This window comes from Peribacillus sp. FW305-BF15 (genome assembly GCF_058783805.1).
In genome coordinates, this window is sequence record NZ_JBYSYV010000013.1 from 18,715 (window position 1) to 40,244 (window position 21,530).

At 43.6% G+C, this 21,530-nt stretch carries 21 protein-coding genes; 15 read left to right on the forward strand and 6 right to left on the reverse strand.

The window, feature by feature from the left end; all coding sequences use genetic code 11:
- Nucleotides 1-81: 81 nt before the first annotated feature.
- Together AC3WLU_RS15210 and AC3WLU_RS15215 are read left to right on the forward strand one after the other, a co-directional pair.
- Complete coding sequence (locus tag AC3WLU_RS15210; RefSeq protein ID WP_412994332.1) at nt 82-924, forward strand: EcsC family protein; 843 nt, start codon at nt 82-84, stop codon at nt 922-924.
- A complete protein-coding gene (locus AC3WLU_RS15215) occupies nt 921-1,433 on the forward strand; it encodes a MogA/MoaB family molybdenum cofactor biosynthesis protein (RefSeq protein ID WP_492597504.1) in 513 nt (170 codons plus the stop codon). The genes AC3WLU_RS15210 and AC3WLU_RS15215 overlap by 4 nt, the downstream gene beginning before the upstream one ends.
- Nucleotides 1,434-1,491: 58 nt before the next feature.
- On the opposite strand, the gene AC3WLU_RS15220 is transcribed toward AC3WLU_RS15215, so the two are convergent.
- Nucleotides 1,492-1,806, reverse strand: a complete 315-nt coding sequence (locus AC3WLU_RS15220) for a hypothetical protein (RefSeq protein WP_034309161.1) — start codon at nt 1,804-1,806, stop codon at nt 1,492-1,494.
- A 213-nt stretch (nt 1,807-2,019) separates the two neighbouring features.
- Here AC3WLU_RS15220 and AC3WLU_RS15225 point away from each other — a divergent pair, with 213 nt between their 5' ends.
- Both AC3WLU_RS15225 and argH read left to right on the forward strand, forming a co-directional pair.
- Nucleotides 2,020-3,225 carry an argininosuccinate synthase gene (locus tag AC3WLU_RS15225; protein WP_034309158.1) on the forward strand — a complete coding sequence of 402 codons (1,206 nt, stop codon included), beginning with the start codon at nt 2,020-2,022 and terminating at the stop codon, nt 3,223-3,225.
- On the forward strand, nt 3,222-4,601 hold the full coding sequence (gene argH / locus AC3WLU_RS15230) for an argininosuccinate lyase (protein ID WP_492597505.1): 1,380 nt from the start codon (nt 3,222-3,224) through the stop codon (nt 4,599-4,601). The genes AC3WLU_RS15225 and argH overlap by 4 nt, the downstream gene beginning before the upstream one ends.
- A gap of 52 nt (nt 4,602-4,653) precedes the next feature.
- Here the strand turns inward: argH and AC3WLU_RS15235 are convergent, their stop codons facing one another.
- Nucleotides 4,654-5,091, reverse strand: a complete 438-nt coding sequence (locus tag AC3WLU_RS15235; protein WP_063577658.1) for a universal stress protein — start codon at nt 5,089-5,091, stop codon at nt 4,654-4,656.
- Between the two features lie 229 nt (nt 5,092-5,320).
- On the opposite strand from AC3WLU_RS15235, the gene AC3WLU_RS15240 reads away from it, so the two are divergent.
- A complete protein-coding gene (locus AC3WLU_RS15240) occupies nt 5,321-5,890 on the forward strand; it encodes a hypothetical protein (protein ID WP_492597506.1) in 570 nt (189 codons plus the stop codon).
- Between the two features lie 81 nt (nt 5,891-5,971).
- Here the strand turns inward: AC3WLU_RS15240 and AC3WLU_RS15245 are convergent, their stop codons facing one another.
- Nucleotides 5,972-7,069 (reverse strand): M24 family metallopeptidase, encoded by a 1,098-nt coding sequence (locus tag AC3WLU_RS15245; RefSeq protein ID WP_264639175.1) that lies wholly within the window; start codon nt 7,067-7,069, stop codon nt 5,972-5,974.
- Nucleotides 7,070-7,187: 118 nt separating this feature from the next.
- Here AC3WLU_RS15245 and AC3WLU_RS15250 point away from each other — a divergent pair, with 118 nt between their 5' ends.
- The 3 genes from AC3WLU_RS15250 to AC3WLU_RS15260 all read left to right on the forward strand — a co-directional run bounded on the left by AC3WLU_RS15250 (nt 7,188) and on the right by AC3WLU_RS15260 (nt 10,396).
- Nucleotides 7,188-7,868, forward strand: coding sequence for a metal-dependent hydrolase (locus AC3WLU_RS15250; protein ID WP_048681095.1), 681 nt, complete (start codon nt 7,188-7,190; stop codon nt 7,866-7,868).
- Nucleotides 7,869-8,780: 912 nt separating this feature from the next.
- The gene (locus AC3WLU_RS15255; protein WP_034309145.1) at nt 8,781-9,005 is read left to right on the forward strand and encodes a hypothetical protein; all 225 of its coding nucleotides are present in this window, start codon (nt 8,781-8,783) and stop codon (nt 9,003-9,005) included.
- A gap of 71 nt (nt 9,006-9,076) precedes the next feature.
- On the forward strand, nt 9,077-10,396 hold the full coding sequence (locus tag AC3WLU_RS15260; RefSeq protein WP_034311452.1) for a DRTGG domain-containing protein: 1,320 nt from the start codon (nt 9,077-9,079) through the stop codon (nt 10,394-10,396).
- A 27-nt stretch (nt 10,397-10,423) separates the two neighbouring features.
- Here the strand turns inward: AC3WLU_RS15260 and AC3WLU_RS15265 are convergent, their stop codons facing one another.
- Nucleotides 10,424-10,726, reverse strand: a complete 303-nt coding sequence (locus AC3WLU_RS15265) for a YtpI family protein (protein ID WP_034309143.1) — start codon at nt 10,724-10,726, stop codon at nt 10,424-10,426.
- Nucleotides 10,727-10,894: 168 nt separating this feature from the next.
- Here AC3WLU_RS15265 and AC3WLU_RS15270 point away from each other — a divergent pair, with 168 nt between their 5' ends.
- Nucleotides 10,895-11,833, forward strand: a complete 939-nt coding sequence (locus AC3WLU_RS15270; protein ID WP_492597507.1) for a DHH family phosphoesterase — start codon at nt 10,895-10,897, stop codon at nt 11,831-11,833.
- Between the two features lie 65 nt (nt 11,834-11,898).
- Here the strand turns inward: AC3WLU_RS15270 and ytrI are convergent, their stop codons facing one another.
- Nucleotides 11,899-12,402: a sporulation membrane protein YtrI gene (gene ytrI / locus AC3WLU_RS15275; protein WP_098863985.1), complete on the reverse strand. Its 504-nt coding sequence runs from the start codon at nt 12,400-12,402 to the stop codon at nt 11,899-11,901.
- The gene (gene ytrH / locus AC3WLU_RS15280; protein ID WP_034309135.1) at nt 12,399-12,734 is read right to left on the reverse strand and encodes a sporulation membrane protein YtrH; all 336 of its coding nucleotides are present in this window, start codon (nt 12,732-12,734) and stop codon (nt 12,399-12,401) included. Before ytrH ends, ytrI begins: the two co-directional genes overlap by 4 nt.
- 183 nt (nt 12,735-12,917) lie before the next feature.
- Here ytrH and dnaE point away from each other — a divergent pair, with 183 nt between their 5' ends.
- The 6 genes from dnaE to pfkA all read left to right on the forward strand — a co-directional run bounded on the left by dnaE (nt 12,918) and on the right by pfkA (nt 21,464).
- Nucleotides 12,918-16,277: a DNA polymerase III subunit alpha gene (gene dnaE / locus AC3WLU_RS15285; protein WP_492597508.1), complete on the forward strand. Its 3,360-nt coding sequence runs from the start codon at nt 12,918-12,920 to the stop codon at nt 16,275-16,277.
- Between the two features lie 124 nt (nt 16,278-16,401).
- Nucleotides 16,402-17,643 carry an NADP-dependent malic enzyme gene (gene ystJ / locus AC3WLU_RS15290; protein WP_057276709.1) on the forward strand — a complete coding sequence of 414 codons (1,242 nt, stop codon included), beginning with the start codon at nt 16,402-16,404 and terminating at the stop codon, nt 17,641-17,643.
- A gap of 5 nt (nt 17,644-17,648) precedes the next feature.
- Nucleotides 17,649-18,278 carry a FadR/GntR family transcriptional regulator gene (locus tag AC3WLU_RS15295; protein ID WP_095679822.1) on the forward strand — a complete coding sequence of 210 codons (630 nt, stop codon included), beginning with the start codon at nt 17,649-17,651 and terminating at the stop codon, nt 18,276-18,278.
- Nucleotides 18,279-18,368: 90 nt separating this feature from the next.
- The gene (gene accD, locus AC3WLU_RS15300) at nt 18,369-19,232 is read left to right on the forward strand and encodes an acetyl-CoA carboxylase, carboxyltransferase subunit beta (protein WP_492597509.1); all 864 of its coding nucleotides are present in this window, start codon (nt 18,369-18,371) and stop codon (nt 19,230-19,232) included.
- The gene (gene accA, locus AC3WLU_RS15305) at nt 19,229-20,230 is read left to right on the forward strand and encodes an acetyl-CoA carboxylase carboxyl transferase subunit alpha (RefSeq protein ID WP_034309128.1); all 1,002 of its coding nucleotides are present in this window, start codon (nt 19,229-19,231) and stop codon (nt 20,228-20,230) included. Before accD ends, accA begins: the two co-directional genes overlap by 4 nt.
- A gap of 274 nt (nt 20,231-20,504) precedes the next feature.
- On the forward strand, nt 20,505-21,464 hold the full coding sequence (pfkA, locus tag AC3WLU_RS15310; RefSeq protein WP_336058945.1) for a 6-phosphofructokinase: 960 nt from the start codon (nt 20,505-20,507) through the stop codon (nt 21,462-21,464).
- Nucleotides 21,465-21,530: the final 66 nt, after the last annotated feature.

Here is a 21,530-nt window from a genome sequence, read left to right on the forward strand (position 1 = left end):
ATCATCCATTCTGAGAAATGCTTCTTTCTATGGTATACTTAAGGGAGAATCCACCAATTCTGTACATAGGAGGCTTGATGCATGGAATTCACGAACCGGGAAATGAAAGTTTGGAATGAAATTAGTGAATGGCAGGAAAAACTCTATCAATATGAGCCAACGGATCTTGCTGCATTGTATGATAAATGGTTGGAGCAGGGGTTTGCCCTGCTACCGGAAAACGTCCAACAACAGTTTTTTGAAAAGCTTGATACTTGGCTTTTTCATTTGCATGCCATGGTTCAGAGCTCACAAGTTCAAATAGATGCAAGAGAGCGGATTTTAGCATCTGCGCGCGTGTTTAATGAAGAAATCGAAACGTTGAGTGATTTGAATCACTTATCGATCGATCAGTTGAATTACATAGCCAATCAGCATATCGCTAAGCATCGCTTATATTCTTTTGCACAAGGCGGGATGAGCGGATCAGGAGGCCTGCTTTTGCTGGGGAGCGATATTCCGGCCATGACCGTCATCAATGTCAGGATCGTACAGCTGATTGCGATGTCTTATGGTATCGAGGTGAATACACCGTTTGAAATGATGCTGGCCCTTAAGGTATTCAATGCAGGAGCGATGCCAAAGAGGCTCCAAGGAATAGCCTGGGAAGAATTGATCCGTGAGGTACAGACAGCAGAAGATGACTATTTTTATTTAGGAATCGAAGAATTGACAAACCCTACCTGGATGGAACAGCCGCTCAAGCAGCTGTTGAAAGCATTATCCATTGCCGTTTTCCGCAAAAAACTGGTTCGGGGCATACCGTTCATCAGCATGGCCATCGGGGCTGGATCCAATTATCAAATGACCCGGAATGTCAGTGAATTTGCCCAGAAGTTCTATCAATATCGTTATTTACTGGAAAAGAAGGCTGATGGAGAATGAGTGTCAAGAATCATAAAAAAGCCGTCACGGAGGCAGTTCGCTGCATGGTGATAACCGTCAGCGATACGCGCGATGAAGAAACGGATAAAAGCGGGGCACTGATGAAGGAATTATTGAAATCGAGTGGTCATGAAGTGACGGAATATGTAATCGTTAAGGATGAGCGGAAGGCGATTCAGGATGCGGTCACTTCTGGCAGTCAAAGCGGCATGGTTGATGTCATATTAACAAATGGGGGCACTGGCATCGCCAAAAGGGATTTAACGATCGAGGCGGTCAAAGAATTGATGACCAAGGAAATACCCGGTTTTGGCGAGATTTTCCGTATGCTCAGCTATCAAGAGGATATCGGGGCGGCTGCCATTCTATCCAGGGCAATTGCCGGAGTCGTGAACAACAAAGCGGTTTTTTCCACCCCAGGTTCATCAGGGGCGGTTCGGCTTGCAATGAATAAATTGATACTTCCGGAATTGGGACATGTCGTCGGTGAACTTCGCAAGGATTTATAAGAGGGATGCAAAAAAAGCCACAGTTTTAAACTGTGGCTTTTTTTGCATGGAATAGGCCTTAATTATGCATCTTTTCCGTCACGGCTTGATTGGCACGATACCAAAGCCATAAATCATTGATGATGGAAGCAAGTTCCGCAATTTCGGAATTGAGCTGGCATGATTTGGCGAAATTACTCTCATCGGAGAGCCGAAACTGCTTTCGGTTTATCGTGGATTCCAGTTCCTTGATGCGGTCCGGAATGCTTCCCCTGATATTCTCCCAATGTACGAGTATTTGCTGCTGCTCGCCTTTTGTATATTCATCCCACTCCAAATTCAAATCAGGAATGGAGATGCCGAGCCTTTCATCATAGATAAATAGTTCTCTCATATGCCCTCCGCTTTTCGATTTATCATACTCCTAGTTTACTATATTCTCGCGGAAGCATCCAATGTGTAAATTCCCTGAAAATAATAGGGGATTATTTAGCGAAATCTTTAAAATACCCCTTGTATTTCATTAATAAAGATGATAAAGTACTAATCATAGAATGAATAAAAATAACAAACGATGAATTTTTATTCACACGAAAGGACGATGGAAATGGAAAATCAAAAAGTTGTTTTAGCATATTCCGGAGGTTTGGATACTTCCGTTGCAATTAAATGGTTACAAGATCAAGGGTACGAAGTTGTGGCATGCTGCTTGGATGTCGGAGAAGGAAAAGATTTGGACTTCATTAAGGAAAAAGCGATCACTGTTGGTGCGGTAAGTTCATATGTCATTGATGCGAAGGACGAATTCGCTGATGAATTCGCATTGACGGCTCTTCAGGCACATACTTTGTATGAAGGGAAATATCCATTGGTATCAGCTTTATCACGTCCGCTGATCGCGAAGAAATTAGTGGAAGTGGCTGAAGCGGAAAACGCGGTTGCCGTTGCGCACGGTTGTACGGGAAAAGGAAATGACCAAGTGCGTTTCGAAGTATCAATCTCCGCATTGAACCCTAATTTGCAAGTTCTTGCACCTGTTCGTGACTGGAAATGGTCTCGTGAAGAGGAGATTGAATATGCAGCGAAAAATGGCATTCCCGTTCCGATTGGCATGGCGAGCCCGTTCTCGATTGACCAAAACCTTTGGGGAAGAAGTAACGAATGCGGAATCCTGGAAGATCCTTGGGCAGCTCCGCCGGAAGAGGCCTATGATTTGACTACAAGCCTTGAATGCACGCCAGATACTGCCGATATCATTGAAATTGGTTTTGAACAAGGTGTGCCGGTTACATTGAATGATAAAAACTATAAATTGGCTGACCTGATCGTCGAGTTGAATCAAATTGCCGGCAAACACGGAGTTGGACGTATCGATCACGTTGAAAATAGATTAGTAGGGATCAAATCACGTGAAGTCTATGAAGCTCCTGGTGCGATGACATTGATAGCTGCACACAAAGAACTTGAAGATATCACGCTTGTTAAAGAACTGGCTCACTTCAAACCGGTGATCGAGAAGAAAATGACTGAATTGATTTATGAGGGACTTTGGTTCTCTCCGCTTCAAAAAGCTTTGGCTGCATTCCTGAAAGAAACACAAGTGAATGTAACGGGTACGGTACGTGTGAAACTATTCAAAGGTCATGCGATTGTTGAAGGAAGAAAATCCGAGTACTCCCTATATGACGAAAAATTGGCTACCTATACAAAAGCGGACGAATTCGATCATGATGCAGCAGTTGGATTCATTAAGCTATGGGGACTTCCAACGAAAGTGAACAGCATGGTCAATAGCAAGAAGGTGACCGTGTGAGCAGCAAGCTTTGGGGAGGAAGATTTACGAAATCTGCCGAAGAATGGGTAGATGAGTTCGGAGCTTCCATTTCCTTTGACCAGGAACTTGTCCTTGAAGATATTCAAGGCAGTTTAGCTCATGTAACCATGTTAAAGCAATGCAGCATTTTACCTGAAGAAGATGCGGGTCAGATCATTGCGGGTCTGAAAAGTTTACAGGAAAAAGCTGAGAAGGGTGAATTGACTTTTAAGGTTGAGATGGAAGATATCCACCTCAACCTGGAAAGTATGCTAATAAGCGAAATCGGTCCAGTTGGCGGAAAGCTTCATACAGGAAGAAGCCGTAATGACCAAGTTGCAACCGACCTTCATCTGTATATGCGGAACCAAACGAAAGTGATTCTGGAACTCATCAATGATTTGCAAATAGCGATTTTGGGACAATCCAAGAAAAATGTGGAAACACTGATTCCAGGTTATACACATTTACAGCGTGCACAGCCCATTTCGTTTGCCCACCATTTAATGGCCTATTTTTGGATGCTTGAGCGTGACAAGCAGCGCTTCACCGAGAGTTTCAAAAGAATCAACATTTCTCCATTGGGTGCTGGGGCATTAGCTGGGACGACTTTTCCGATTGACCGTGCCCTCAGTGCGGAGCTATTGGGGTTTGAGGGAATATACGAAAACAGCCTTGATGCGGTAAGTGATCGTGATTTTGCCATTGAATTCATGAGCAACAGCGCGACAATGATGATGCATTTATCCCGTTTCAGCGAAGAAATCATTCTCTGGTCAAGCCAGGAATTCCAATTCATTGAATTGGATGATGCGTTTTCCACTGGAAGCAGCATCATGCCGCAAAAGAAAAACCCTGATATGGCGGAATTGATCCGTGGTAAAACAGGACGGGTTTATGGGAACCTAACGGGGTTATTGACTGTTTTGAAAGGACTGCCGCTTGCTTATAACAAAGATATGCAAGAAGATAAAGAAGGCGTTTTTGATACGGTTAAGACCATTGTTGGTTCACTTAAAATATTTGCCGGCATGATTTCAACGATGAAAGTGAAAACGGACGTAATGGAAAAAGCAACAAAAAATGACTTCTCGAATGCGACGGAATTAGCTGATTACCTGGCTTCAAAGGGAATGCCTTTCCGTGAGGCGCACGAAGTGGTCGGGAAGCTTGTATTGTTCTGTGTCCAGAATGGCTGCTATTTAGTCGACCTGACCATTGAACAATTCCAGGAAGCTTCCGAGTTGTTTGATCAGGATATTTATGATGCATTAAATCCTTATGAGGCAGTTAAACGCCGTAACAGTGCGGGCGGTACAGGTTTTGCCCAAGTCCTGCTGGCGATTGAAAAAGCGGAAAAACTGGTTAGTGAATAACAGGAAAAAGCTCGTTCACCAATTTGGCGAACGAGCTTTTTATCATTTTCTCTTATTGATTCGTACGCACGACCATTACATCACAGTTTGAATGGCGAACGATGCCTTCCGACACGCTGCCGATAAGGAAACGTTCGACTGCATTAAGGCCTGTTGCACCGCAGACAATTAAATCGATCGAATGCTTTTTCGCTAAATCCCTTGGAATTTGAACTTTAGGAGAACCATAGGCAACTTCTGTTTGGACCTTTGTAATCCCGGAGGCAATGGCTTCCGTTTTATACCTGTCCAAGAGCTCATTGGCAAAGGTTTCAGAGTGATCACGGATAGTCATATCATAAGCTTCGACAGTAGGGAAATTCCTTGTATCCACGATGTGTGTGAGCACAAGGGTAGCGTCACTGAGTTTTGCTAAGTAGATGGCCTTTTTTAAGGCCCACTCTGCTTCTTCCGAGCCGTCCACTGCTACAAGAATATTTTTATAATCTATACTATTCAAGTGAATCTCCTCCTTCTATTTCATTCCTATTATACAATGATTTACCTTATGGATCTGATTTCAATTGTAACAAATTAGCGAATATTTATGCCAATAATCTGGAAATTATATGATTCCAACCTTATTATGATGTGATGAATCATTGCATGACGAATATCTATTCTTTTTACCTTATTTGTTTATTAATGGTAACCTCTAATGTCAGAGGGGAGTTTTTTCTTTGAGTGTTTCAAAAATAGTAAACTATGCATTATATTTATACGTGCTTTTGTATGCTTTGATCTATTACATTTTTATTTCTTACATCAATTTTGTACATGCTACGATCAGTTTAATGAGTATATCAGCACTGCTGCTTCCATTTATTCTATTACTATTTTTTCAAAGGATTTCATGGAAATATACCAATAAGCATAATAAAAGGAAACCCAAAATTAGATTTATAGTCATATCAAGCCTTGGCTTTGCCCTTCTGGTTTTTTGTGTGGTTATGTTAGGGGGAAATGAATCTGAATCAAGGTTCACCACTGAAAGATGGTTAAATGATGTTGAAGGGAGAGTCTACCTGGTAGATGACTTAATCAATGAACATGAATTGATAGGCATGACAAAAGATGAAGTGTTCACGCTTTTAGGGTCTCCAACAGAAATGGAATATTTTAAAGAGGAAGATCATGTTGTTTATTATCTCGGTGACGAGAGGGGAATCATAAGAATAGATAGTGAATGGCTTGTCATTTGGTTTGACGGCAGTGATAAAGCAATGAAGCATGAACTGCGGACCGATTAGTTGATCTGTTGAATAAATACCCCCGTCTTAAATGAAGGCGGGGGTATTCGGATTTCGTTATATTAAATGGTTCATGCATTATCACTTTATGATTTGCAGGCTCTTCGGGAATTTGGTCAAAATCTCACAGCCGGCATCGGTGATCAATAGATCATCTTCAATCCTGACACCTGCAACATTTGGAACATATATGCCAGGTTCGATGGTATAAACCATTCCGGATTGAAGTTCGAGTGAATTCGTTTCAGTCAAGGATGGATACTCATGGACACTGATCCCAAGTCCGTGGCCGAGCCTGTGCGGGAAGAATTCACCGTATCCTTTATCCCTGATGATGTTTCTGGCCGTCAAGTCTATCTCGGAACAGGATACACCAGGTTTACTGGCTGCAACGGCAGCTTCTTGTGCTCTACGTACAGTTTCATATATTTCTGCCTGTTTATCATTGATATCTCCGTAAGCAACCGTTCTAGTAATGTCAGAGCAGTACCCTTCATGAACGACGCCAAGGTCAAAGAGGACAAGGTCGCCGCGCTGAACCTTCGTATTCCCAGGTGTGCCATGCGGGGAAGCGCCATTTTTACCAGTCAGGACCATGGTGGAGAAAGACATTTGGCTCACTCCGGCCTTTTTCAATTCGTATTCAATCGCTGCAAGGATTTCCATTTCCGTTTTACCTTCATGAATTTCGCTGACACCCACTTCAATCGCAAAGTCGGCAAGGCGGCATGCTTCACGGATTTTGACCATTTCATCTTCCGATTTGATCATTCGCATCTTTTGAAGTTTTTCTTCTGCGGAAACAAGCTTCGGTGCTCCGAAGTGTTGTTGGACCTTTTCATAACGTTCCACATTCATATGCTCTTTTTCAATGGCCATTGTATGAATGGTTAAACCGCGATCCTTGACTGCCTGTTTAACTTTTTCCCAAGGGTTTTCAATGTCGGTGTAACCGATGATATCTCCATCCCATCCAGCTTGTTTAGCATCCGGAACTTCCATCTGCGGGCAGACAAGGAAAGGTTCGGCATTTGCAAAAATGGCAAGTGCCAGCAGTCTTTCATGAGGATCACTAAAAAACCCGCTCAAATAGAAGATGCTCTCTGTAGATGTAAGTAAAGCGGCTTCAGCCTCATTCGCCTGTAGCCAAGTTTGTAGTTCTTTCAAACGTTCATTCATGACGGTACCTCCATTAATAAGATATAATTACCTTAGCAATATTTAAAAGTATAGTAAATGGGAAAGGCCTAAGAAAGCTACATTAAAAAATTGTTGGTATGGGAAGGGAGCATCAAAAATGAAAGTATCTTTTCATGGACATGCAGTTGTAAAAGTCGAAACGAATGGTAAAACGATTTTAATCGATCCATTCATTACTGGAAACGAATTGACCGATTTGAAGGTGGAAGATGTGAAACCGGATGTGATCATCTTAACACATGGCCATAATGACCACGTCGGTGATACGGTTGAATTGGCCAAAAGGCATGATGCGCTTGTCATCGGCATTGCAGAGATTGCCGATTACCTGGGTGATCAAGGGGTCAGGACCCACGGTATGAGCATCGGCGGAGCTTTCGAGTTCGACTTTGGAAAAGTGAAACTGACACCAGCTTTCCATGGAACGGGATTCAATAATGGAGAGGGGCAAATCATTTATTTAGGAATGCCTGCTGGAATATTGCTTACGATAGAAGGGAAAACGATCTATCATGCAGGGGATACAGCGGTATTTTCCGATATGAAACTGATCGGGGAACGACATCCGATTGACTTGGCATTCTTGCCTATCGGCGACAATTACACCATGGGCCCTGAAGATGCAGCACTTGCAGCGAAATTCCTTCAAGCCAAACAAGTCGTGCCGATTCATTACAATACTTTCCCTGTCATCAAACAGGATCCTGAAAAATTCCTCGACCTGCTTGAAGAGGAAAATGGACTGATCATGGAAGCCGGGGATGAAATAGACTTTTAAAAGGAGCGGGAGCCTGCAGGGGCTTCCGTCAGACTATAGATAGGCTCGATGATAATGGAGTGTGTCGACAGTTTTTTTTAGGTTTGTAAAATTTGACCGTTTCTTTCCACTGCAGGCACTCGCTTTCCACTGCAGGCACTCGCTTTCCGCGGGCGGTCCAGGAGCCTCCTTGGCGCTTTTGCGCGTGCGGAGTCTCCCTGGACTCGCATTCCCGCAGGAGTCTCGCACACCCGCTCCAATCAACTCTGCATTAATACTAAGAGAGAAACCCAATTGCCCTCAGTTTTGGAAGGTTTGTAAGTTGACTGTTTCTTTCTCCATTAAGACTTAACAATTTATATTCGCCTTTACTAAAGACTTTTTGTTTTTTATTAGAAAAGGAGAACTTTAGGAAAATAAGTCAAGTTCATTATTTTACATATACACTTCCGTATATCTCATATCGAGATAGCGTCCAGTTTCCAAAATCTAATGCATGGGAAAGTCGTGGTTGTTGGTGCGTTTGTCTGCACCGCTGTGGACCAAGTGATGATTGGTGTTTTACCAATACTACTGCTTCCTGTTTTCCTTGCAAACTACCTCGTACAGTGAGTTTCTTTTCTAAACTTCATTTTTATTTCTGACACTTCTTTATTATCTGTCTGTTTAGAATCATTTTCCTCTCCATTGACTGCCACTTTAGTATCTGCTTCGGAACATCCATCTATAGTTAGGGCGCTCAAAGCAACTATTATTGAATGGATATGTTTAACAAAACTCCTCCTTATGTATATCGAGTAAATTCACTCCTCTTTTATGAAAAAAGAATCCATACAAAGTGAATCTAACTGAAAGTAAACTCTCGCTCAGCAGCCAAGTCTTTTTTCCTTTCGCAGGCATAAAATGAATAGATGAAAAAAAAGGGGGGATTGGATGAAACAGAGGTTATTACTGTGTTTGCTTTTATGCGGTGTGATGCTGTATTATGCCGTGCCGCGCTTGTCGTTGGAAAGTGGCGGTCTGGAGGGTCTGTTTGCCGGCTCCTGGCTGTTGTTTGCATTGTTGGCGGTAGCTGGAAACTTGACGGGCATACTATATTCTCCTAAGAAACAAAAGGTAAAGCGCCAGCCGGAATACAAAAGGTTGCGCCAATACTAGTAGTTGTTTGATAAACTGGGCTCTTTGACCTTATAATGGGTAATAGGAATACCGTGAAAAGGGTGAAGCGCTTGGCTACAAAGCATGAACAAATATTGAAACATATCGATGGGCTCCCTGTCGGCGAGAAGATTTCCGTCCGTCAAATTGCGAAAGCATTGAATGTTAGTGAAGGTACGGCATACCGGGCAATTAAAGAGGCGGAGAACCAGGGCTACGTGAGCTCGATTGAGCGGGTAGGCACGATCCGCATTGAGAAAAAGAAAAAAGAGAATATTGAAAAGCTCACTTTTGCAGAGGTAGTCAATATTGTTGACGGACAAGTTCTTGGAGGGAAAACGGGACTTCATAAGACATTAAATAAATTCGTCATCGGGGCGATGAAGCTGGATGCCATGATGAGATATACAGGGGCAGGAAACCTGCTGATCGTCGGGAACCGTACACAGGCCCATGAGCACGCGTTAAAAGCGGGTGCAGCGGTGCTGATCACCGGGGGATTCGATACCGAAGAGCCCGTTAAAAGGTTAGCCGATGAATTGGAGATGCCAGTCATCTCAACGAGTTACGATACATTTACCGTCGCAACGATGATCAATCGGGCGATTTATGACCAATTGATCAAAAAGGAAATCTTGCTGGTGGAGGATATTTTGACACCCGTACAGGAAACGACCTTTTTGACCGTGGGTGACCGGGTTCAGACCTGGCATGAACTGAATCAGGAATCGGGGCATAGCCGTTTCCCTGTTGTCGATGACAATATGAAGGTTCAAGGAATGGTCACATCAAAAGATATCATCGGACAGGAAGAGATGACGCTCATCGATAAGGTGATGACGAAAAACCCGATGACCGTAGGCGATAAAATGAGTGTGGCATCTTCTGCACATATGATGGTTTGGGAAGGGATCGAGTTAATCCCGGTCGTGAATGACAGTCATATCCTAAAGGGTATCGTGAGCAGGCAGGATGTGCTGAAGGCATTGCAAATGAGTCAAAGGCAGCCTCAGGTCGGCGAAACGATCGACGATACGATCACCAGCCAGCTTGTGATGACTTCGAATCGCGGCAAGGGCGAGGAAGTGTATAACTATGGAGTCACCCCGCAGATGACCAATTACCTTGGTACCATTTCAAGCGGTGTGTTCACGACATTGGTCACCGACTCGGCAAATCGAGCACTTAGAAGCTATAAGCGCGGTGACTTGGTCGTGGAAAACATGACGATCTACTTCATCAAGCCAGTCCAGATCGACAGTACGCTTGAAATCCATCCGCGTGTCCTTGATGTAGGACGTAAATTCGGAAAAGTCGATGTCGAGGTGTTTAACCAAGGCAAACTTGTCGGCAAGGCGATGTTGACTTGTCAATTGCTGGACCGATCATGAAAAATAAAAAGGATAATCGAAATTCGATTATCCTTTTTGATTTGCAGCTTCTTCGATTGCATGCGGCAAATAAAATTTATACATTTTATAGCCGCCCCAAATACTGAATAAGCCAACGAAGATGAAAACGGCGGCAATGATATAAGTGATGGTCGTGTGGAATAGAAAAAGCTGATTGATTCCGAATAGTGCGACAAACGCACCGAGGGCAATGGAAGACTTCCCTGAAATCCACTTTTTCTCCATCGGCATTCTGGTTCGGACCGATTTGATTTTATAAAACAGATAGACCCCCAGTGAAAGAACGATCAAGGTGACAAGAATAGGCATCGTTTGAAATTCCCCCAATTTAACATATGTACCTTTTTATTGTAGCGGGAAATGAAAGAGAATGCCACAGTAAACAAGATGAGACTTCCTATTTCCGCAATTTTTTGATTAAATGAAATATATCATCTTTATAAGGCTCGATAATACATATGTTAAGGGGAGATCAATATGAAAGCTGAAATATTAGCAGATATAAAGCGTTATGATACTATCATTCTCCATCGTCATGTCCGTCCAGATCCGGACGCTTATGGTTCACAGGGGGGATTGGCGGAAATCCTGAAAGCATCTTTCCCCGAAAAGCGAATTTATACGGTCGGGAAAGAGGAACCGTCATTGAATTATTTAAGAAGGCTCGATGTGATTTCGGATGAAACATATCAAGGTGCCTTGGTCATCGTTTGTGATACCGCAAATACGGACCGGATTTGTGATGCACGTTACACGATGGGGGATAAACTGATTAAAATCGATCATCATCCTAATGAAGATCCATATGGGGATATGCGTTGGGTCGATACATCGGCAAGTTCCGCAAGTGAAATGATTTACGAGTTTTACCAGTTCGGTAAAGAGCAGGGCTTGAAGATGAGTGATGAAGCGGCACGCCTTCTATATGCAGGCTTTGTTGGCGATACAGGTCGTTTCCTATTCCAAAGCACGACTGAAAAGACATTTGCCTATGCCAGTGAATTGATTCACTATTCGTTCTCCCGCCCGCAGTTATATCAGGAGATGTATGACGTCGAGGAAAGCATAGTCCGGTTGAATGGATATGTGCTGCAGCATTTTGAAATCCTTCCATATGGAACGGGGAAAATGATCATCACGAAAGATATACTTGAAAAATTCAATGCTTCCACATCTGAGGCATCGCAGCTCGTTTCCTCGCTAGGTTCGATTAAAAATGTTAAGTCATGGGTCTTTTTCATTGAAGAGGATCAAGAAATCAGGGTTCGTTTCCGTTCTAAAGGACCGGTCATCAATACGATTGCCCGTAAATATAACGGCGGAGGCCACCCGTTTGCAGCAGGGGCTTCGATCTATTCTTGGGATGAAGTGGATAATATCCTTGCCGACATGGAAGAGTTGAATAAAGCGGAATGATAAAAACTAAAAGACCAAATCACAAATGATTTGGTCTTTTAAATTCGGTGGTTATTCACCTATCCTTAAGAAGTAGTCCTTTTTAGTTTGATTTCTATATTCATTTTCGTATAAAACATGATTTCAACGACTTCAAGTCGATAGCGCTTTTTATTGATGGTCATGATCTTATTTTCTATCGACTTTTTCAACAGCACTTTTCCGTCATAGACACTGGCGACATCTTTGGCGAGAAGAGAGGATAGGTCGTCCTCAATCACATCCTCCGCTTCTGCAATACTCAACTGATCCAGACTGTATTTTTCATTCGTGATCGTTACTTCCACTTCCTGAATCGTCAGGATTTCCTCGTTTTTCTCGTTCAATTTTTTATAATCCTGCTCCCAAATTGCGATTTTCCCGTTTAAATCCTTGATTTCTTCTCTTTGTTCGTGAAGGGACCGGATCTGCTTCTCCTGCTGGACGCCATGCATATAAAAGAAAATCACCCAGCTGATCAATCCGCCAAGTGCGGCCCCGGCAAAAAAACGCTGCCAGGTGGGAGTCCGGTGATAGGGAGGAATCCTCATGGTGAAATATGCTCCTGCGTGAACCAGTTGATGATCAGTGCTCCTGTCTGTGCCCCTCCAAGTGCAGAGAGTATCAATAGGACCTGCTTGACTATATCCTTCGTTTCCCCGTGGAAAATACCGCGTTCAAAATTATAGACCATATCAAAAGTTCCCCCGATCGCAGCGACAATCGCCCAAATACGAAGGCTGTCCGACAGCCGGAATACAGTCGTCATCGGGGCTTGTCCAGTAAAAAACGCGGCGAGGCCCCCGATTATCGAGCCGCCAAGCAATACGCCAAGCGATATGAAAAAGCTGTTGAGGAAGGCTGGAACAAAGGCTTCATTCATATATCATCATCCTTTTTTGCTTGATATTCTTCTATTCCATTTATATGGGATGTTCAGAGGTATTATGATAGTCGCCGGAAATCAGGAGGTTAAATTGCATTGGTAATGAGAACATATTTTCTTTTTTTGAAATAAACACTATAATGAAAAGAAACATGCCTTACAAAGGTGGGAGAAAAAAACGTGTATACTCATCTCCATATTCAGAGCGGATACAGCCTGCTGACAAGTACGGTGAAGATCACTGAACTTGTGGCCAAAGCGAAAGCGGATGGCTGTACAAGTCTTGCCTTAACCGATCGAAATGTTATGTACGGTTCGGTCTATTTTTATAAAGAATGCAAAAAGCAGGGCATAAAGCCGATCATCGGCATACTTGCGGATGTCCTTGATGAACGGGAATCGCCACATGGACTTCTTTTATTGGCAAAGAGTCTGCAAGGATATCAAAACCTGCTTAAAATAAGCAGTGCCATAAAAACGAAATCCCCGTCAGGCATTCCAATGAATTGGCTTAAAGCCTATTCCGGGGGTTTGATTGCAGTCACACCAGGTGCAGAGGGGCAAATAGAAACGCTATTGAGAGAAGAAAACCCTGAAGAAGCCAAACAGGCAGCAGGGCGATTTCTGCAAATTTTTGGTCATGATAACTTTTATGTATCCATACAGAGACTGTCGATTGCGGATGAGGAAAAAAGTAACGAAGCCATAAGTCAGTTGGCGAGAGATTTAGAGATAAAGATTGTCGCGACGAATCCAGTTTATTATTTGAACGAAAGCGATGCACTCGCTCATGAAGTCTTATTGGCAATCGGAAATGGCGACAAGCTGGCGGATGAGACGCATACGGTTCTTGAATCCGATCAATTTTATTTGAAAAGCCGGTCTCAGATGGCAGAACTATTCCATGACAGACCGGATGCACTCGAAAATACACTGCATATTGCCGCGCAATGCAATCTGGAAATTCCATTTCATCGTTCACTTCTTCCTAAGTACCCTACTGAAGATGGAGCCACAGCCGAAGAAATGCTCGAAGCCATCTGCTTCCAAGGGCTGAAGAAAAGAGTGCCGGAGCCATCCATTCAATATGAAGAGCGACTAAGATATGAATTGGATATCATCACCAAGATGAAATTCAGCGATTACTTTTTAATCGTTTGGGACTTCATGAAATTCGCTAAGGACCACCAAATCCTGACTGGTCCAGGAAGGGGGTCGGCCGCAGGATCGATGGTCGCTTATGTGCTGTCGATCACGGATGTCGATCCAATCGAACATTCCTTGCTGTTCGAGCGTTTCCTGAATCCGGAACGTGTCTCGATGCCGGATATCGACATTGACTTTCCGGATAACCGCCGTGAAGAAGTGATTGCCTATGTCGCGAAGAAATACGGGGAACTTCATGTAGCACAGATCATTACATTCGGGACATTGGCTGCCAAGGCTGCGTTAAGGGATACAGGACGTGTTTTCGGCCTGAATTCAAAGGAACAGGAAGCGGTATCGAAAATGATTCCAGGCCGTCTGGGCATCACGCTTCCCGAGGCTTTCAAGGAATCGAAAAGACTTAGGGAATTCGTTAATGAGAGTGACCTGAATCAAAAACTATTTCAAACCGCGTTATTGCTTGAAGGGCTGCCTCGCCATGCTTCGACACATGCCGCCGGCGTCGTCATCAGTGACCAGGCACTGACCGGGCATATCCCGATTCAGGGAGGGCATGACGGCATCCACCTGACTCAATATCCAATGGACCTTCTCGAAGAACTGGGACTTCTTAAAATGGATTTTCTTGGACTCCGCAATTTAACGCTCATCGATAATATTTTAAATAACATTAAAAAAGGAACAGGGAAAAAGCTCGACTTGTCCCATATTCCGATGGATGATCCCGAGACGCTGGCCACTTTAGGCAGAGGCGAAACAACCGGGGTGTTCCAATTTGAATCGGATGGCATCCGAAAGGTTTTGATCAAGCTGAAACCGAACCGATTCGAGGATATCGTTGCGGTCAATGCCCTATATCGTCCAGGTCCGATGGAAAATATACCGCTGTTCATCGAGCGAAAACATGGACTTGCTTCGATTGATTACCTTCACGAGGATTTGAAGGATATCCTCGAGCCTACATATGGGGTCATCGTATATCAAGAACAAATCATGCAAATCGCCTCCCGTTTAGCCGGGTTTTCATTAGGGGAGGCTGACCTGCTCCGACGTGCCGTTTCGAAGAAGAAGAAGGATGTTCTGGATCAAGAGCGGCAGCATTTCGTGAGCGGCGCATTGAAACAAGGATACTCCGAAAAAACGGCAGATGAGATTTATTCCTTGATTGTCCGCTTCGCTAACTATGGATTCAACCGAAGTCATGCGGTGGCGTATAGCTTCATCGCTTATCAGCTGGGTTACTTGAAAACCCACTATCCGGAATATTTCATGGCAGCACTTTTGACATCGGTTGTCGGGAATGATGAAAAGATTTCGCAATATATCCGAGAAGCAAAAAAGAAAGGGATAGCGGTTCTGCCTCCCTCGATTAACCGGAGCGGTTACCCGTTTTTACCGGAAAAGGAAGGGATCCGTTATAGCCTTGGAGCCATAAAAGGGATAGGCGGGACGGTCCTAAAAGATATCTTCGCTGCAAGGCGTCAGAAGAAGTTCGCAGATTTATTCGATTTCTGTTTGCGCGTTTCGGGGAAAATCGTAAATAGAAAAGTGTTGGAGGCGCTTGTCCATTCAGGTGCATTTGATGAATTCGGTGAAGACCGGGCAACATTGTTGGCGAGCTTGGACGTAGCGATCAATCATACGGAATTGGTTAATCCGGATGATGACCTATTCGATATGTTTTCGGATGGCGAGTTTTCACTCAAACCGAAATACCACCGGGTCGATCCTATCCCAATCGAGGACAAACTCTCGTTGGAAAAAAGCGCATTGGGGCTTTATCTATCGAATCATCCTGTGACAAGCTACAGAGAACTTTTTCAGCACTTCGGCTGTTTGACTATAGATGAAGCTATTAATATAAAGGAATCGAAAGTCTTACTTGGCGCTTACATTACGTCGGTTAAAACCATAAGGACAAAAAAGGGCGATGTGATGGCTTTCTTGAGCGTCAGTGATGAAGAGGGGGATATTGAAGCGGTCGTTTTTCCAAATGTTTATAAAAACCACTCTGCCGACTTGAATCATGGACAACTCGTTATGCTGCAAGGGACATTGGAAGAGCGGGATGGAAAAACACAGCTGCTGATCCGGAGCGTATACCCGCTTGAAAAAGTGAAGCAGATGAAAGAGGAAAAAAACGGCACGATATTCCTGAAAATTGAGGCTGGCAAGCAAACGAAGGATACACTGCAAAAAATAAAAAAAATTTTAATGCAGCATAGCGGTGAAACCAAGGTCATGCTTTTTTACGAGAGGGAAAACCGCTATGTACAGCTATCTTATTGGGATTGGGTCAATCCTACAGATAGACTGATGCAGGCATTATTTGACTTGGTGGGAAAAGGGAATGTGGTTTACAAGAAAGAATAACTGTTTTACAACTTTAATAGTTATGTTATATTGAAAACAGGCCGCTGTGGTCTGACCACTAGATTTCAGCATAATTTCAGCATATAAGATAATGGGTTACCCAATTTGTTTTAGGAGTGAAACTATGACATTAAGAGAAGAAGCATTACATATGCACCGCTTGAATCAAGGAAAATTAGAAACAGTTTCGAAAGTGCCGGTTAGGAACGCAGTAGATTTAAGCCTGGCTTATTCTCCTGGTGTCGCAGAACCGTGTAAAGATATTTACGATAAGCCGGAAACCGTTTATGACTATACAATGAAGGGAAATACGGTTGCCGTCATTTCTGATGGAACGGCTGTTTTGGGACTTGGAAACATCGGTCCGGAAGCTGCTATGCCGGTCATGGAAGGAAAAGCCGTTTTATTTAAAAGTTTCGCCGGAGTGGACGCTTTCCCGATTTGTTTAAAAACGACGGATGTGGACAAAATTGTAGAGACCGTTAAATTACTCGAACCGACTTTCGGTGGAGTGAACTTAGAAGACATAGCCGCACCAAATTGTTTTGAAATTGAAGAACGACTCAAAAAAGAAATGAATATTCCTGTTTTCCATGATGATCAGCACGGTACAGCCATTGTTACTGTTGCCGGTCTTGTGAACGCGTTACGACTGGTGAATAAATCAATGTCAGAAATTAAAGTGGTAGCGAATGGCGCAGGCGCTGCGGGCATTGCCATCATTAAATTGCTTTATAGCTATGGAGTTCGCGACATCATCATGTGTGATACGAAGGGTGCCATTTATGAGGGCCGTTCGACAGGTATGAATGATACAAAAGAACAAGTGGCGAAAGTGACCAATCGAAATAAGGTTTCAGGGCCTTTGGAATCTGTCATTGAAAACGCTGATGTATTTATAGGAGTTTCTGCCGCAGGTGCATTGACAAAAGAAATGGTTTCTTCGATGAATCGGGATGCGATCATTTTCGCGATGGCTAATCCAGATCCGGAAATCATGCCGGAAGATGCAAAAGCAGCGGGTGCCAAGGTTGTTGGAACTGGCCGTTCGGATTTCCCGAATCAGGTCAATAACGTCCTTGCTTTCCCAGGGATTTTCCGAGGGGCCTTGGATGTACGTGCGACTCATATCAATGAAAAAATGAAGGTTGCTGCAGTAAAAGCCATTGCTGGATTAATACAGGAGCATGAGTTGAACGAGGACTACGTGATCCCTGCTCCATTTGATGCGAGGGTGGCACCTGCCGTTGCGGCTGCTGTTGCCAAGGCAGCGATGGAAACCGGAGTAGCTAGAATCAATGTAGATCCAGAGGAAATTAAAGAAAAAACAAAGAAATTAGCGATCATTGGAAAAAGTGAGGAATAATTAATTTGGCAGGTCGTACTTCTTCATCCAAAATTTATCTCGATGTCGTTGAGAGCCTACGTAGCATGATTGAAGCGGACAGCCTCCTGCCGGGAGATAAAATCCCATCAGAACGGGAGTTATCGGATCGTTTTAATGTTGGGCGTTCCTCTGTCCGTGAAGCATTGCGTGCCTTAGAGCTATTAGGCTTAATAGAAACAAGGCGTGGTGAAGGGACGTTTATCAGGGATTTCCAGGAGCATAAGCTAGTCGAGCTTCTGGGAACCTTTTTTTTGCAAGATAAAAAAGTACAAGAAGATTTGTCTGAGACGAAAAGGCTGATTGAAATAGACTGTTTGCGGATCGTCGCCTTTTTCGCTACGGCTGAGGACATCAAAAGATTAATGGCCTGGGTCAAAGCGGATATGTTTCATGATGATGATTTCTTTTTAAGAATTGCCATTTTGAATCGCAATCGATTGCTGGAAAGAATTTGGCGCATTGTCAACAGCTATGCTAGAACATCAGAGATGGTACAGGGTAATGTGAAAAAAGAAGACTATCTGGCACTTCTTACATATTTGCTCGAACGTGATGAAGAAAAAGCCATCGAAACGTATCTTATTAGAATTAGAAATATGTCGAAGGGCGAATGACACCTTTTTACACGATACTAATTTTATTTCTGATATAGTTTGTACCAAGTATCATAAAATAGATAATTGGTGGTAAAGGGAGGATTAAGCTTGCTTAAAGAGCTATTTGCGAAGTCTAAGAAGAAATATGCAACGGTTCCTTTAGATCGGGAGAAACAAGATGTACCAGAAGGAATCATGACAAAGTGCACCGGCTGTAAAAAAATCATGTATACAAAAGAATTGGTGAAAAACAAGAAAGTCTGTCTGCATTGCGGGTACCATCATCCGATGTCTTCCCATGAGCGCATCGAATTTTTATTCGACGCAGGCACTTTTAATGAATTTGATAAAGAAATGATTTCCGTTAACCCGCTTGATTTTCCGGATTACTTAGAAAAACTGGAAAAAGATAGAAAGAAAGCCAAGATTAATGAGGCGGTTGTCACAGGAGTCGGAAGCATCAATGGCTACCAAGTTTCAACTGCCATCATGGATTCGAATTTCCGGATGGGAAGCATGGGATCCGTTGTTGGCGAAAAAATTACCCGTGCCATTGAACGTGCTGGTGAATTGAAGATTCCGTTCATCATATTTACGGCATCTGGCGGCGCCCGCATGCAGGAGGGTGTTTTGAGCTTGATGCAGATGGCAAAGACAAGTGCAGCACTCAAGATGTTCAGCAATGAAGGCGGACTGATCATATCAATGATGACCCATCCTACCACAGGCGGGGTTTCGGCAAGTTTCGCGTCACTTGGTGATATTAATCTAGCCGAACCTGGAGCACTTATTGGTTTTGCGGGACGAAGAATCATTGAGCAGACGATTCGTGAAGAGCTTCCTGAAGATTTCCAAACGGCTGAATTCTTGTTGAAGCACGGTCAATTGGATGCGGTCGTCAAACGTACGGAAATGAAGGAAACCTTGACGACGATCCTTAAAATCCATGCCCCGGGCGGTGAGTGGTTATGATTTACGAATTAGAGTTCGAGCGTCCCATTACGGACCTGAGAAATAAAATTAAAGAGCTAAAGGCAATCTCGAAGGATGCTGATGTAGACCTTACAGCAGAAATCGAAACATTGGAAAAGCGTTTAGAGAAGCTGGAAGTGGATATCTACAACCATCTTAAACCGTGGGATCGTGTTCAGATTGCCCGGCATCCAGCCCGTCCGACGACGCTTGATTACATTCCGCTGTTATTCAATGACTTCATCGAGTTTCATGGAGATCGTTATTATGGGGATGATGAAGCGATTGTTTCTGGAATCGCAGAATTCAATGGACTTGCCGTGACTGTCATCGGTCATCAACGCGGGAAGGATACGAAGGAAAACATCCGTCGTAACTTCGGCATGCCCCATCCTGAAGGCTATCGAAAAGCTTTGCGTCTGATGAAACAGGCTGAAAAATTCAACAGGCCGATTATTTGTTTCATTGATACGAAGGGAGCTTTCCCTGGTAAAGCTGCTGAAGAGCGCGGGCAAAGTGAAGCCATTGCGAAAAACCTTTTCGAAATGGCAGGGCTGAAGGTGCCGGTCATCAGTATTGTCATTGGTGAAGGCGGAAGCGGCGGTGCATTGGCGCTTGGCGTCGGAGACCGAATTTTCATGCTTGAGAACTCAACATATTCCGTGATTTCCCCTGAAGGGGCTGCAGCCTTGCTGTGGAAGGATGCCTCTCAGGCTAAGAGGGCTGCGGAAACGATGAAAATTACGGCTCCCGACTTAAACCGCTTAGGAGTCATCGATGAGATCATTCCTGAAGTGAGGGGCGGCGCCCATCGGGATTCGAATTTACAGGCAGAAGCCATCAAGGAAATCCTGAAACGTTCATTCAATGAACTGTTGCCATTGAATAGTGATGATCTAATCAACCAGCGTTATATGAAATTCAAGAAAATCGGTGAATATGAATTTGCAAAACAACAACCTGAGGGCGAACCTAAGGAAGTGGAACAGCATTCATAAACACATTTTGGAAAAGGAAAAACGTGCTGCCTGGGGCAACACGTTTTTTCATCCTTCATTCGTGCATATGCATTACCGAAACGAGTAAAGAATATGGTTTGTGTGTAGAATGTAAAGTTTCACACCATTTTACTTCAATTTCTGAAGAGAATCGGTTAGGCTTATAACATCAAGTATGCATAAGTGAAACAGTTACTGCTTATTGAAGCTTGAAAAAGGGTACAATGATATAGCGAAGCTTAAAATTGATTAGTGCTGTAGAGAGGTGACATTTATGAAAAGAATAGGTGTATTGACAAGTGGAGGAGATTCTCCAGGAATGAATGCGGCAGTCCGAGCAGTTGTCCGGAAAGCAATTTTTCATGAAATGGAGGTCTTCGGTATTTATCATGGCTATCAGGGTCTGATAAATGGCAATATAAAAAAGCTTGAACTTGGGTCGGTCGGGGATATCATTCATAGAGGCGGCACGATGTTACATACGGCTCGCTGTCCGGAATTTAAGACGGAGGAAGGCCAGCTTAAAGCGATTGAACAATTGAATAAACATGGTATCGAGGGCATTGTCATAATTGGTGGCGATGGTTCTTACCGCGGGGCGAGAGCTTTAACGGAAAGGGGTTTCCCTTGTATCGGGGTTCCTGGAACGATTGATAATGACATACCGGGCACGGACTTTACGATTGGTTTCGATACGGCCCTGAATACAGTCATCGATGCTATCGATAAAATTCGGGATACGGCCACTTCTCATGAGAGGACTTATGTGGTTGAAGTGATGGGAAGAGATGCCGGCGATATTGCGCTTTGGGCTGGATTGGCTGGCGGAGCTGAAACGATTCTTTGTCCTGAATATGAATATGAAATAGATGATTTAATTGGAAAGCTGAACCGCGGACATGACCGAGGGAAAAAGCACAGTATCATCATTGTAGCCGAAGGTGTTGGAAGTGCCGTTGATATCTCCAGGAGTATTGAGGCGAAAGCAGGAATTGAAACTCGTGTAACGGTCCTGGGCCATGTTCAGCGCGGGGGATCTCCCTCTGCAAATGACCGGGTATTGGCAAGCCGTCTTGGGGCAAGAGCCGTTGAATTGCTTCTAGAAGGAAAAGGGGGCAGGGCAGTCGGGATCGAACAAAACCAACTTGTTGATTATGATATCATCGAAGCTCTTGCTAAATCGCATACAATTGACAAGAAAATGTATGAATTATCCGCTGAGCTATCCATTTAATCATTTTTATTGACCGATAGGAATCGCTTTTTAGTAATGGGTATTTAAAAGAAGACATAAAACACT